The 12,847-nt window shown below is 68.4% G+C and carries 15 protein-coding genes and 1 tRNA gene; 8 read left to right on the plus strand and 8 right to left on the minus strand.

The features are described 5' to 3' along the window. The first annotated feature begins 43 nt into the window (after window positions 1-43). Window positions 44-796 (plus strand): MBL fold metallo-hydrolase, encoded by a 753-nt coding sequence (locus tag SMIR_RS23575; RefSeq protein WP_168492025.1) that lies wholly within the window; start codon window positions 44-46, stop codon window positions 794-796. A 159-nt stretch (window positions 797-955) separates the two neighbouring features. On the opposite strand, the gene SMIR_RS23580 is transcribed toward SMIR_RS23575, so the two are convergent. Both SMIR_RS23580 and SMIR_RS23585 read right to left on the minus strand, forming a co-directional pair. Beyond that, entirely contained in the window at window positions 956-2,221 is a 1,266-nt protein-coding gene (locus tag SMIR_RS23580; RefSeq protein ID WP_101404929.1) for a PTS transporter subunit EIIC, read from the minus strand. Between the two features lie 180 nt (window positions 2,222-2,401). Further along, window positions 2,402-3,691, minus strand: coding sequence for a PTS transporter subunit EIIC (locus SMIR_RS23585; RefSeq protein WP_212727332.1), 1,290 nt, complete (start codon window positions 3,689-3,691; stop codon window positions 2,402-2,404). 174 nt (window positions 3,692-3,865) lie between these two features. On the opposite strand from SMIR_RS23585, the gene SMIR_RS23590 reads away from it, so the two are divergent. The 4 genes from SMIR_RS23590 to rdgB all read left to right on the plus strand — a co-directional run bounded on the left by SMIR_RS23590 (window position 3,866) and on the right by rdgB (window position 6,145). Then, window positions 3,866-4,099, plus strand: coding sequence for a PTS sugar transporter subunit IIB (locus SMIR_RS23590; protein WP_030569190.1), 234 nt, complete (start codon window positions 3,866-3,868; stop codon window positions 4,097-4,099). Between the two features lie 157 nt (window positions 4,100-4,256). Then, window positions 4,257-4,991: a ribonuclease PH gene (gene rph / locus SMIR_RS23595; RefSeq protein ID WP_212727333.1), complete on the plus strand. Its 735-nt coding sequence runs from the start codon at window positions 4,257-4,259 to the stop codon at window positions 4,989-4,991. A 124-nt stretch (window positions 4,992-5,115) separates the two neighbouring features. Next, window positions 5,116-5,508 (plus strand): hypothetical protein, encoded by a 393-nt coding sequence (locus SMIR_RS23600; RefSeq protein WP_168492015.1) that lies wholly within the window; start codon window positions 5,116-5,118, stop codon window positions 5,506-5,508. 34 nt (window positions 5,509-5,542) lie between these two features. Further along, window positions 5,543-6,145, plus strand: a complete 603-nt coding sequence (gene rdgB / locus SMIR_RS23605) for an RdgB/HAM1 family non-canonical purine NTP pyrophosphatase (protein WP_168492013.1) — start codon at window positions 5,543-5,545, stop codon at window positions 6,143-6,145. Between the two features lie 42 nt (window positions 6,146-6,187). On the opposite strand, the gene SMIR_RS23610 is transcribed toward rdgB, so the two are convergent. Beyond that, window positions 6,188-6,271, minus strand: a tRNA-Leu gene (locus SMIR_RS23610). 35 nt (window positions 6,272-6,306) lie between these two features. Next, window positions 6,307-6,711, minus strand: coding sequence for an HNH endonuclease (locus tag SMIR_RS23615; RefSeq protein ID WP_212727334.1), 405 nt, complete (start codon window positions 6,709-6,711; stop codon window positions 6,307-6,309). A 183-nt stretch (window positions 6,712-6,894) separates the two neighbouring features. Here SMIR_RS23615 and SMIR_RS23620 point away from each other — a divergent pair, with 183 nt between their 5' ends. Beyond that, window positions 6,895-7,386: a GNAT family N-acetyltransferase gene (locus tag SMIR_RS23620; RefSeq protein WP_168492006.1), complete on the plus strand. Its 492-nt coding sequence runs from the start codon at window positions 6,895-6,897 to the stop codon at window positions 7,384-7,386. Window positions 7,387-7,410: 24 nt separating this feature from the next. On the opposite strand, the gene sugE is transcribed toward SMIR_RS23620, so the two are convergent. The 3 genes from sugE to SMIR_RS23635 all read right to left on the minus strand — a co-directional run bounded on the left by sugE (window position 7,411) and on the right by SMIR_RS23635 (window position 8,714). Continuing rightward, window positions 7,411-7,731, minus strand: a complete 321-nt coding sequence (gene sugE / locus SMIR_RS23625; protein ID WP_212727335.1) for a quaternary ammonium compound efflux SMR transporter SugE — start codon at window positions 7,729-7,731, stop codon at window positions 7,411-7,413. 176 nt (window positions 7,732-7,907) lie between these two features. Next, window positions 7,908-8,210, minus strand: a complete 303-nt coding sequence (locus tag SMIR_RS23630) for a GroES family chaperonin (protein WP_187285621.1) — start codon at window positions 8,208-8,210, stop codon at window positions 7,908-7,910. A gap of 138 nt (window positions 8,211-8,348) precedes the next feature. Continuing rightward, entirely contained in the window at window positions 8,349-8,714 is a 366-nt protein-coding gene (locus SMIR_RS23635) for a DUF3618 domain-containing protein (protein ID WP_422664459.1), read from the minus strand. Window positions 8,715-8,831: 117 nt separating this feature from the next. Between SMIR_RS23635 and bcp the strand changes: the two genes are divergently transcribed. After that, window positions 8,832-9,299: a thioredoxin-dependent thiol peroxidase gene (gene bcp / locus SMIR_RS23640; protein WP_067379715.1), complete on the plus strand. Its 468-nt coding sequence runs from the start codon at window positions 8,832-8,834 to the stop codon at window positions 9,297-9,299. A gap of 25 nt (window positions 9,300-9,324) precedes the next feature. Here bcp and SMIR_RS23645 read toward each other — a convergent pair whose 3' ends face one another. After that, the gene (locus tag SMIR_RS23645; RefSeq protein WP_168492000.1) at window positions 9,325-11,808 is read right to left on the minus strand and encodes a transglycosylase domain-containing protein; all 2,484 of its coding nucleotides are present in this window, start codon (window positions 11,806-11,808) and stop codon (window positions 9,325-9,327) included. A 209-nt stretch (window positions 11,809-12,017) separates the two neighbouring features. Between SMIR_RS23645 and SMIR_RS23650 the strand changes: the two genes are divergently transcribed. Next, window positions 12,018-12,818 carry an ABC transporter permease gene (locus tag SMIR_RS23650; RefSeq protein ID WP_168491998.1) on the plus strand — a complete coding sequence of 267 codons (801 nt, stop codon included), beginning with the start codon at window positions 12,018-12,020 and terminating at the stop codon, window positions 12,816-12,818. The last annotated feature ends 29 nt before the right edge of the window (window positions 12,819-12,847 follow it).

Raw genomic sequence — 12,847 nt, forward strand, 5'->3', positions numbered from 1 at the left:
TCTACTCTCTGCACTTCCTGTCAGCGCGGAGGTTCCAGCTCTTATGAAGCTCACCGTCGTCGGCTGCTCGGGGTCGTTCCCGTCCGCGGAATCGGCCTGCTCGAGCTACCTCGTCGAGGCCGACGGCTTCAGGCTGCTTCTCGACATGGGCAATGGTGCCCTTGGCGAGCTGCAGCGCCACTGCGGTCTCTACGACCTCGACGCGATCTTCCTCAGCCATCTGCACGCCGACCACTGCATCGACATGTGCGCCTACTTCGTCGCGCGCTACTACCGTCACGACGGCGGTCGCTGCGACCCGCTCCCCGTCTACGGACCCGAGGGCACGGAACAGCGACTGACCACCGCATACGCGGACACTCCCACCGCCTCCTCGATGAGCGAGGTCTTCGACTTCCACACCGTCAAACCGGCCACGTTCGAGATCGGCCCGTTCACCGTGCACACGGAGCGGGTGCGCCATCCCGTGGAGGCGTACGGCATCCGTATCGAACACGGCGGGAAGTCGCTGACCTACTCCGGGGACACCGGCGTCACCGACGCGCTGGACGAACTCGCCCGGGACACCGACCTGTTCCTCTGCGAGGCCGCGTTCACGCACGGCAAGGAGAACATCCCCGACCTGCACCTCAACGGCCGCGAGGCGGGTGAGAGCGCCGATCGCGCCGGCGCCCGCCGCCTGCTGCTCACCCACATCCCGCCGTGGACGGACCCCCGGATCAACCTGGCCGACGCCCGCGCGGTGTACTCGGGCCCCGCGGATCTGGCGACGCCCCGGGCGACGTACGAGATCTAGAAGCCGTCGTAGGGGATCCAGAGGTTGTCGCAGGAGAGGCCGTCGTAGGAGAGGCCGCGGGAGAGCCGGAAGTCGCCGCGGCGTCGGAGCCGCGGCCACCCGTACGTACGAAAGGGCCCCCGGAGGATTCTCCGGGGGCCCTCGGTCGTGTGCGGGGGGCTACTTGGCCTCCGCCTTCAGCAGCTCCGCCAGCTCCTCGTCGGACTCGCGGCCCGGCGTGGGGAGGTTCCACTTCGTGATCGCGAAGCGGAAGACCGCGTAGTAGACCACTCCGAAGCACAGGCCCACCAGGACCAGGCCCCACGGGTTGGTCGCGATGCCGAGGTTCAGGCCGAAGTCGACCGCGCCGGCCGAGAAGCCGAAACCGTCCTTCATGCCGAGCGCCCAGGTCAGCGCCAGCGAGATGCCGGTGAGGACCGCGTGGATGGCGTACAGGACCGGCGCGATGAACATGAACGTGAATTCGATCGGCTCGGTCACACCCGTCACGAACGAGGTCAGCGCGATCGAGAGCATCATGCCGCCGACGACCTTGCGGCGCTCGGGGCGGGCGCAGTGCACGATCGCCAGGCACGCGGCCGGGAGGCCGAACATCATGATCGGGAAGAAGCCGGTCATGAACTGGCCCGCGGTCGGGTCGCCGGCCAGGAAGCGCGCGATGTCACCGCTCTTGCCGTGGTAGTCGCCCGCCTGGAACCACGGGTAGGAGTTCAGCAGGTGGTGCATGCCGATCGGGATCAGCGCACGGTTGGCGACACCGAAGATGCCGGCGCCGACGGCGCCCGAACCGACCAGCTTCTCACCGAAGTTGTGCAGACCCGTGCCGAGGACCGGCCAGATGTAGCCGAAGACGATGCCGATCAGCAGACCGGCGAACGCGGACAGGATCGGGACGAGCCGGCGGCCGCCGAAGAAGCCCGCCCAGTCGGGCAGCTTCGTCCGGTAGAACTTCTGGTACAGCAGGGCGACGACTATGCCCATCACCACACCGCCCAGGACCTTGGCGTCCACGGGGGCGTTCACCATGACCACCTTGCCGTCGACGGCCGTGGCCACCTTCGGCAGGTTCTTGTCGGTGAACGTCGCCAGCACGTTCTTGAAGACCAGGTAACCGACCACCGCGGCGAGCGCCGTCGAGCCGTCCGACTTCTTCGCGAAGCCGATCGCGATGCCCACGGCGAACAGCAATGCCATATTGTCGAGGATCGCGTTGCCACCGGCCGTCATAAAGCCGGCGATCTTGGTGAGGAACGTGGGGAAGGACGCGCGTCCCAGCATGTCGGTGTTGCCGAGACGCACGAGGAGCGCGGCGGCGGGCAGTACGGCGACCGGCAGCATCAGGCTACGGCCGATGCGCTGCAGGACAGCCATCGCGCCGGAGCCCTTCTTCTTGTCGGCCGCGGGAGCGGCACTGGCCGTGGACACAACTTCCTCCAGTGTGCGTGGTCTATACCACTCGGTGGTGTAGACCTGTTGTAGCACGGTGAAGGTGAGATAAGGAACCCGCGAATTTTGTGGCCTGGGTCATAAGGGGAGGAATCGGTTCCGGGCGCGACGAAGCCGCGCGACCGGTACCCACCGGCCCGCGGTTCGTGAACGAACGGCCTACGCCTTGGTCGTGTCCTCGTGCTCCTCCTCCGACTCCCTCCCCGGAGTCTTCAGGTCGAACTTCGTGATCGCGAACCGGAAGATCACGTAGTACAGGACGGCGAAGCACAGCCCGATCGGGATGATCGCCCACGGTCTCGTCGCCAGGTTCCAGTTGATGACGTAGTCGATGAGACCGGCGGAGAAGCTGAAGCCGTCGTGCACGCCCAGCCCCCAGGTCACCGCCATGGAGACACCGGTGAGCAGCGCGTGGACGGCGTACAGCACCGGCGCGATGAACACGAAGGAGTACTCGATCGGTTCGGTGATGCCGGTGACGAACGACGTCAGCGCGAGGGAGAGCATCATGCCGCCGATCTCCTTGCGGCGGTGCGGCCTCGCGCAGTGGGTCATGGCCAGGCAGGCGGCCGGCAGCGCGAACATCATGATGGGGAAGAAGCCCGAGGTGAATTGACCCGCGTTCGGGTCGCCCTGCAGGAACATGTTGATGTCACCGTGCACCACCGTCCCGTCCGGCGTCGTGTAGCTGCCGAACTGGAACCAGACGGGCACGTTCAGGAACTGGTGCAGGCCGATCACCAGCAGCGCGCGGTTGGCCACGCCGAACACACCCGCGCCCCACGCGCCCAGACCGACCAGCCAGTCGCTGAAGGTCTGCAGGGCGTCGCCGATCGGCGGCCAGATCCACAGGCACAGCGCGGCGAACACGATGGCGACGAACGACATGATGATCGGCACGAGCCGGCGCCCGTTGAAGAAGCCGAGCCAGTCGACCAGCCTGGTGCGGTGGAACCGCTGCCAGAAGTGGGCGGTCAGCAGCCCCATCACGATGCCGCCGAAGACCCCCGGATTCTGGTACGTGAACGCCGTCACGGAGGTGTCGGGCAGCTGGCAGCCGATGTTCTGGATGACCTTCGCCTGCTGCGCACAGCTCTCGGGGAACTGGTGCAGCACGCCGAAGTAGACGAGGAACCCCGCGACCGCCGCGAGCGCGGTGGAGCCGTCCGCCTTCTTGGCCATGCCGATGGACACGCCCACGCAGAACAGCAGGGGCAGCCCCAGCGAGCCGTCGAGCAGCGCCCCGCCGGCGCCCTTCATGACCTTGGAGACGCTGTCCCAGCCGAGTCCGTCCGAGCCGAACATGTCGGGCTGGCCGAAGCGGTTGAGAATGCCCGCGGCAGGCAGTACCGCGATGGGGAGCTGGAGGCTGCGGCCCATCTTCTGCAGCCCCTGGAACAGCTTGTTCCAGCGGGCCCGTGCGGGCGCGGGGGCGCTGTCGGCACTCATGGGCGTCCTCCGGACGGGGCCGGGTTGGCGACTACCCGTCCACTGGTGTAGACCAGTCGACGAACGGTTGCGCTGTCGTGAACGCCATCATTCGGTACGCGCGACAGGGCCGCTCGCAAAGATGGGCCAACTGTGGGTTACTGCGACAAAGCGGTTCTGATCAGGGAGTAGGACATGGCCACGAAGGCTGAGAAGATCGTCGCCGGGCTCGGCGGCATCGACAACATCGAAGAGGTCGAGGGCTGCATCACCCGCCTGCGTACCGAGGTCGTGGACCCGAGCAAGGTCGACGAGGCCGCCCTGAAGGCCGCCGGCGCCCACGGCGTCGTCAAGATGGGCACCGCCATCCAGGTCGTCATCGGTACCGACGCCGACCCCATCGCCGCGGACATCGAAGACATGATGTGAACCGAGAAGACGTGATGTGAACCGACGCGAACCGACGTGAGTCGATCTGGGTCGATGTGAGTCGAAGGGGCACCCTTGAGCCCCGTACCTCACCCTTGAGGGGCCGCTTCCACAACCGGAGGCGGCCCCTCGGCCGTATGCCGCTAGGCTCAACGCCATGTCTCGAATCGACGGCCGCACCCCCGAACAACTGCGCCCCATCACCATCCAGCGCGGCTGGAGCAAGCACGCCGAGGGCTCCGTCCTCGTCTCCTTCGGCGACACCAAGGTGTTCTGCACCGCCTCCGTCACCGAGGGCGTCCCGCGCTGGCGCAAGGGCAGCGGAGAGGGCTGGGTCACCGCCGAGTACTCCATGCTTCCCCGCGCCACGAACACCCGCGGAGACCGCGAGTCGGTCCGCGGCAAGATCGGCGGCCGTACGCACGAGATCTCGCGCCTCATCGGCCGCTCCCTGCGCGCCGTCGTCGACTACAAGGCGCTCGGCGAGAACACCATCGTCCTCGACTGCGACGTCCTCCAGGCCGACGGCGGCACGCGCACGGCGGCCATCACCGGCGCGTACGTGGCACTGGCCGACGCGATCACCTGGGCGCAGGCCAAGAAGCTGGTCAAGCCCGGCCGCAAGCCCCTGACCGGCACCGTCTCCGCCGTCTCGGTCGGCATCGTCGGCGGGATCCCTCTCCTGGACCTCTGCTACGAGGAGGACGTGAAGGCCGACACCGACATGAACGTCGTCTGCACCGGCGACGGACGCTTCGTCGAGGTCCAGGGCACCGCGGAGGCCGAGCCCTTCGACCGCAAGGAGCTGAACGCCCTGCTCGATCTCGCCGTCGCCGGCTGCGACGAGCTCGCGGCGATCCAGCGGGCGGCCCTCGAGGCAACCGCGGAATAGCCCTTCGCGTTCTTAGGGGTACGGGCGTACGGTCCAGCCGTGCGCCCCCGTCGGCCCGCGCACGGGCCGAGCCGACCGCGCCACGGGGTCGACCACATGTTTGTCCACGGGGAGGGACCGTTCCATGGCCGCGCGCCACCGACGCCGCACAGCCGCATTCGCCGTCGCCGCCGTACTCGTCGGCCTGCCCGCGGCCGTCGGCTGCGACGCCGTCAACAAGGCCCTGGACTGCGTCCAGACCGCCGACTCCATCGCCGACAGCGTCACCGACCTCCAGCAGGCCGTGGAGAACGCGGCGAACGACCCGACGCAGACCGACGAGTCCCTCAACGCGATCGAGAACAACCTCGACAAGATCGGCGACAAGACGGACAACGCCGACGTCAACAAGGCGGTCGACGACCTGAACAAGGCCGTCGGCAACGTCCGTACGGCCGTCAAGAACGGCGACAACACGCCCGACGTCAGCCCGGTCACCGACGCGGCCGGAGAACTGACGAAGGTCTGCACGCCGTGACGAGCGGCTCTCCGGCCCCTGGATACTGGTCCCCATGACCCGCCTGATCCTCGCCACCCGCAACGCCGGAAAGATCACCGAGCTGAAGGCGATCCTCGCCGACGCCGGTCTCGCCCATGACCTCGTCGGCGCGGACGCCTACCCGGACATCCCCGACGTCAGGGAAACCGGCGTCACCTTCGCCGAGAACGCCCTCCTCAAGGCCCACGCCCTGGCCCAGGCCACCGGCCTGCCCGCCGTCGCCGACGACTCCGGCCTCTGCGTGGACGTCCTGAACGGCGCCCCCGGCATCTTCTCCGCCCGCTGGGCGGGACGGCACGGGGACGATCGCGCGAACCTGGACCTTCTCCTGGCCCAGCTCTCCGACATCGACGAAGTCCACAGGGGCGCCCACTTTGCCTGCGCGGCGGCGCTCGCCCTGCCGGACGGCACGGAGCGCGTCGTCGAGGGCCAGCTGCGGGGCACGTTGCGCCACACCCCGACCGGCACGAACGGCTTCGGCTACGACCCGATCCTCCAGCCGGAGGGGGAGAAGCGGACGTGCGCGGAGCTCTCCCCCGAGGAGAAGAACGCGATCAGCCACCGGGGGAAGGCGTTCCGGGGGCTGGTGCCGGTGGTTCGGGAGTTGTTGGGCTGAGACACGGAGAGGGGCCGCCTCGCTGGACGGCCCCTCTGTGTGTGCGGCCGATGGGATTCGAACCCACATGGGCGCAAGGCCCAGAGGCACCTAAAACCTCCGCTTATACCATTCAGCAACGGCCGCGTGCGAACCCATGCTACCGGTGACGCGGTGCCCGTCTACGTACGACGTTGTTTTCCGCCCCTGCACCACGTGCTGGTGATCGCGTGACAGTTGGGACACAGCAGCCGCAGGTTCTCGCGCCGGTCGTCGCTCCAGTCGCCGTTGATGTGGTCGATCTCCAGTGCCATGGGTTTCCCGTTCCACTCGGGAGCCGTGCCGCACTTGGCGCAGTGCTCGGGAACTCCGGTCTCGCGAAGCGCCCGACGCAGATCTTTCGTCCACCGCACCCCTTCGTGCTCGAAGTGCGAGATGTCCACGTCCAGCTTCTTCATACGCTCGTTCAGATACCGCCGCGTCGAACTCTTCGGATCCACCCCAAGTTTCGTCAACGCTTCCGACAACGTCCGCGACGACCTCGCCGCCTCATCCAAACGCTCCTGGGTATACGGGCTGACCGGCATGTTTCCCCTCCGTTCCGGCCACACGTTCGTGGCCTCGTACGGAGTAACGAACCGTTTATCGGATGGTCACGTCCGGCTTTTGGTACTCTGCTGATGAGTAGTCAGGCCTTTCGGATTCGGACAAGACGTCCGCCCGGGAGGCTTTTTTTCATGTCCCGGACCCGGAACCTTTGGAGGGGGACCATGTCCGACACGACCGTGCGCCTCGCCCTCGCCCACGCCGCCGACCGCCCCGTACTCGACCGTCTCTGGGCGCTGTTTCAGCACGACCTGTCCGAGTTCCGGGGCGTGTTGCCCCGTCCGGATGGGTCGTTCCGCAGTGAGCGACTGGAGGCGGCGTTCGCGGACGGCGACCGGGCGCCGTATCTGGTGACGAGCGGTGAACACCCCGTTGGGTTCGCCTTCGTACGGGGGCTGGACGGTCCGACCCGCGTGCTCAACAGCTTCTTCGTGGTGCGGGGGGCGCGGCGGACGGGGGTCGGGCTGCGGGCCGTCCGTGAGGTCGTCGGCCGGCATCCAGGGCCGTGGGAGGTCGCCTTCCAGGACAACAATCCGGGCGCCGTGCGCTTCTGGCGCCGCGTCGCCGCCGAGATCGCGGGCGACGCCTGGACAGAGGAGCGCAGGCCGGTACCGGGGCGGCCCGACCTGGCTCCTGACGTGTGGATCTCGTTCTGACGCGGCGGGAGCGGGAGGGGTGCCTCAGTGCCCCGACGTCATCTTCAGGCCCACCACCGCCACCAGGAGCAGGCAGACGAAGAAGATGCGGGCGGCGGTCGCCGGTTCACCGAGGACGAGCATGCCCAGGAGCGCCGCGCCGGCCGCGCCGATGCCCACCCAGACGCCGTAGGCGGTGCCGATGGGGAGGGACTTGGCGGCGTAGGAGAGGAGGACCATGCTCGCGACGATGCCCGCGCCGGTGAGGACGCTGGGGACGAGGCGGGTGAAGCCGTCGGTGTACTTCATGCCGATCGACCAGCCGACTTCGAGCAGACCGGCGACGAGCAGCAGGATCCAGGCCATGGGAGGCACCTCCGTGAGTGATCAACAGGGGTGCGTCGTCTTTACCTGGGAGCTCTTTCGCTCTCCGCCCGGTACGGCGCGTCTCGTCGGGTCCTTCCAGCGTCTTCCACGGTAGCAAAGCGCAGGCAAAAGGGGCTGGTGACCATGGTCACCAGCCCCGTCATGTCGGCTACGCCCTACAAATACAAGCCGGTCGAGTCCTCGGAGCCCTCGAAGCGGTCCGCCGCCACGGCGTGCAGATCGCGCTCGCGCATGAGCACGTACGCGATCCCCCGCACCTCGACCTCGGCCCGGTCCTCGGGGTCGTAGAGGACACGGTCGCCCGGTTCCACCGTCCGTACGTTCTGCCCGACCGCGACGACCTCGGCCCAGGCGAGGCGTCGGCCGACGGCCGCCGTCGCGGGGATGAGGATGCCGCCGCCGGAACGCCGCTCGCCCTCGGCGGCGTCCTGCCGCACCAGCACGCGGTCGTGCAGCATCCGGATGGGCAACTTGTCGTGGTGGGGGGTCTGCTTGTCCCGATTGGCGCTCACGCCCAGAACCTACCTGCCTTTGAGCCGTCCGTACGCAGCCGGGTCGAGCCGACCGAGCCGAGTCGAGCCGGGGTCGAGCCGTTGTCAGCGCTTGCGTCGCCGTGAGCCCGTCACCATCAGGCCCACGACCCCGACCGTGACGAGTGCGAGGGGCACGATGCGCTCCAGGCGCGGCGCGCCGTCCTCGGTGACGAACTGCCCCTTCACATCGCCGACCACCCGGTTGACGCCGACGTAGGCGCGGCCGAGCGTGTGGTCGATCTGGGAGGCGACCTTGGCCTTGGCGTCCCCGACGATCGTCTTCGGGTGGACACGCACGCCGATCTCGTCGAGCGTCTCGGCGAGTGTTTCGCGGCGGCGCTTGATGTCCGCCTCGATCTGCGCCGGAGTCCTGGTATCCGACGTTCTCGACGTATCCGACACCGCGCTGCCTCCGTGGTCGTGTTCCATCTCTGCCTCTGTGCCGTCGACAGTCTGTCAGCTCGGGCCGCCGCTCACCCCTCGGCACCCCCATTACGCTCGTTCCCGTAGTCCCGTAAGCATTCACCCCGGCCACGTGAGGTACCGATGAGCGAGCGACTCCAGCCCGGCGACACCGCCCCCGCCTTCACCCTGCCCGACGCCGACGGCAACGAGGTCTCCCTCGCCGACCACAAGGGCCGCAAGGTCATCGTCTACTTCTACCCGGCGGCCCTGACCCCCGGCTGCACCAAGCAGGCCTGTGACTTCACGGACAACCTCGACGTGCTGGCCGGTGCCGGGTACGACGTCATCGGCGTCTCCCCGGACAAGCCCGAGAAGCTCGCGAAGTTCCGCGAGAAGGAGTCCCTGAAGGTCACCCTGGTCGGCGACCCCGACAAGACCGTCCTGGAGGCGTACGGCGCCTTCGGCGAGAAGAAGCTGTACGGCAAGACGGTCGTCGGCGTCATCCGCTCCACGGTGATCGTGGACGAGGAGGGCAAGGTCGAGCGGGCGCTGTACAACGTCAAGGCGACCGGGCACGTGGCGAAGATCATCAAGGATCTGGGGATCTGAGTCCAGGCGCGGGTCACTGCGCGGGTCACTGTTTTCGTGATGTCAGTCCGCTCAGTGGCCCCGCTCCCGCGGTCGTCCCCGCCGTACCGCCGCCGTCCGTGGTCCCGCCCGACGGGGCCGCGGTGTCGCCGCCGGTGGTGGTGCCCGCGTCCGTGGTGCCGCCGGTGGTCGTTCCGTCGGTCGTGCCGCCCCCGGTGGTGGTGCCGCCGTCCGTCTGGCCCTGCGTCTGACCTTGGATCTGACCCTCCGTCTGGCCCTGGGTCTGGCCGTCCGTCTGGCCCTGGGTCTGCCCCTGGGTCTCGTCCGGGGGCGGGCTCTGGGTGGCCGTCCCGCCCGTGGTCTGGCCCCCGTTGTCCTGGCCGCCGGTGCCGGGGGTCTGGTCGGTGGGGCCGGCGCTCGGGAGCTGCTGCTCCTCCGCGCCCGGCTGGAGCTGGAGGTCGAAGTCCTTCGCGCTGCTGCCCTTGAGCGCGGCCTTCGTGTACTGCGCCCAGATCTGCGCCGGGTAGCCGCCGCCGTTGATGCGGGCCTGGCCGAGGGCGCCGTAGAGCGACTCGTGGGTGCCGGTGTCGGGGTCCTGGCCCATGACGGAGACGACGGTGGCGAGGTCGGGGGTGTAGCCCGCGAACCAGGCCGCCTGGTCCTCCTCCGCGGTGCCGGTCTTGCCCGCGGCGGGTCGGCCGGCGGCCAGCGCGGCGGTACCGGTGCCGCCCTCGACGACGCTCTGCAGGATGGACGTGGTGGTGTCGGCGGCCTCCCGGGTCACCGCCTGCTCGGTGTCCTGCTTGGGCAGGCTCACGGCCGACGTGCCGTCCTTGGTGACCTTCTCGACGAGCGTGTACGTGCCGTGCTTGCCGTGGTTGGCGAGTGTCGCGTACGCCTCCGCCATGTCGAGGACGCTGGCCGTGGACGGGCCGAGCGCGATGGACGGGGTGGCGGTCAGGTCGGGAGTGTTGGCGGGGATGCCGAGGGCTTCGGCGGTCTGCTTGACCTTGCCGGGGCCGACGTCGACGGCCATCTGCGCGTACACGGCGTTGACGGACTTGTCGGTGGCGGTGCGTACCGTGATGGGCCCGTACGAGATCTTGTCCTCGTTCTCGGGCGCGTACGAGCCACCGTTCCACCCCTGCACGGGGCGCTTGTTGGTGCCGTCGTAGACCGTGTTCGGGGTGATCGTGCGGCCGTCCTGCGTCTGCGAGCCGTTCTGCACGGCCGAGGTGAACACGAGCGGCTTGAAGGTGGAGCCGACCTGGTAGTCACGGCGTGTCGCGTTGTTGACGTACTGCTTGGTGTAGTCGATGCCGCCGTACATCGCGACGACCTTGCCGGTGGCCGGGTCGATGGAGACGCCGCCGGCGCGGACGTACCGGTCGACCTTGCGGTTCTTCTTGTCGAGGTTCGACATCACCTGGTCGTCGACGGCCTTCACGAAGGCGTTCTGCCTGGACTTCTGGAGGGTGGTCGTGATGCGGTAGCCGCCGGTGGTCAGGGTGTCCTCGTCGATGATCTTGTTCGAGACGAGGTAGTCCTTGACCGCCTGCACCAGATAGCCGCGCTGGCCCGACATGGCGGCCGCGACCACTTCCTGCTTGGGCTGCGGGAACGTGACCTTGGCCCGGTCCGCCCGGGTCAGCCAGTTCTTCTTGACCATGCCGTCGAGGACGTAGTTCCAGCGGGCGACGGCCGCGGACTTGTTCTCGGGGTGCGCGACCACGTCGTACTCGCTCGGCGCGTTCAGGAGCGCGGCGAGGTAGGCGCCCTGACCGATCGTCAGGTTCTTGGCGTCGACGCCGTAGTACGCCTGGGCGGCGGCCTGGATGCCGTACGCGTTGCGGCCGTAGTAGCTGGTGTTGAGGTAGCCCTCGAGGATGTCGTCCTTGCTCTTCCGGCGGTCGAGCTTGATGGAGATGAAGAACTCCTTCACCTTCCGCGTGGCGGTCTGCTCCTGGCCCAGGTAGTAGTTCTTCACGTACTGCTGGGTGATCGTCGAACCGGACTGCTTGCCCTTGCCGGTGACGGTGTTCCAGCCGGCGCGGATCATCGCCTTCGGGTCGACGGCGGACTCGGTGTAGAAGTCGCGGTCCTCGGCGGCGAGTGCCGCGTGCTGGGCGTCCTTGGAGATCTGAGCGAGCGTCACGTTCTCGCGGTTGACCTCGCCGTCGCGGGCGAGCTGGCTGCCGTCCGCGTACAGGTAGACGTTGCTCTGCTTGGTCGCGGCGGCGTTCGCGGGCGGGATCTTGACCAGGTAGTAGCCGAGCGTGAACAGGCCGATCACGAGCAGTATCGCGCCGAGGAACGTGCCGAGCACCATCCGCCAGGTCGGGATGAGCCGCCCCCAGCCCGTCCGCTTCCGCCTGGCCTTCTTCCCCGCCTTGCCCGGTGCGTCCGTCCCACCCGGATCGCCCGGCGCGCCGTCGCTGCCCGGTCCGCCCGGTGCCGCTTGAGGCGCCGGTTCCGGTTCCCTCGGGACCCAGCCCTGGCTGCTCTGCTGCGGCTGCGGCTTGTCACTCATCTGTTCGCCGGACTCCTGTTTCGCATCGTACGTTCCCGTACGCCCTCATACGCCTGGTGCGCCCCCTGTTGAAGACTGTCGCACCAAGCGTTCCGTTCCCGGATCCCGGCACGTGTCGCGCCTGAAAATGCCTGGCAGGCGAAGCCGGGCGGGGCTAGGCTCCTGCGCTTCGGCCACAACGGCCCTATTGACGCAAGGAGGACATCCTCGTGGGGACAGGGCGGTTGTACACGGCCGTCGCGGTGGGCGGGTTCCGGCGCTACGCCACTTATCGGACGGCGACGGCGGCGGGGGTGTTCACCAACACCGTCTTCGGGCTGATCCTGGCGTACGTCTTCATGGCGTTGTGGGACGAGAAACCGCACCTCGGCGGCTATGACCAGGCCCAGGCGCTCACCTATGTGTGGCTCTCCCAGGCGCTGCTCATGGCGATGGCGACGATGGGCGGCGGCTTCGAGGACGAGCTGATCGAGCGCATCCGTACGGGTGACATCGCGATCGACCTGTACCGGCCCGCGGACCTCCAGCTGTGGTGGCTGTCCCAGGACGCGGGGCGGGCGATGTTCCATCTGCTGGGGCGCGGAGTGGTGCCCCTGGCGTTCGGCGCGCTCTGCTTCGAACTGGCGCTCCCCGCCGACCCGCTGACCTGGATCGCGTTCCTGATCGCGGTGGCGCTCGGAATGGTCGTCAGCTTCTCGCTCCGCTACCTGGTGGCCCTGTCCGCGTTCTGGCTGCTCGACGGGGCGGGCGCGGCGCAGATGTCCATGATCGCGGGTGTCTTCTGCTCGGGGATGCTGCTGCCGCTGAACGTCTTCCCGGGCGCGCTGGGCGAGGTCGTACGCGCCCTGCCCTGGTCGTCCCTGGTCCAGGGCCCCGCGGACGTTCTGCTCGGCACCGCGGACCCCCTCGCCACGTACGCCTTCCAGGCGAGCTGGGCGATGGGGCTGCTGGCCCTGGGCCGGCTGATCCAGTCAGTGGCGACACGGAGGGTGGTGGTGCAGGGTGGCTGACTCGGCGGAGGTACCGGAAACCTCACGGG

The organism is Streptomyces mirabilis (genome assembly GCF_018310535.1).
Lineage (GTDB): Bacteria > Actinomycetota > Actinomycetes > Streptomycetales > Streptomycetaceae > Streptomyces.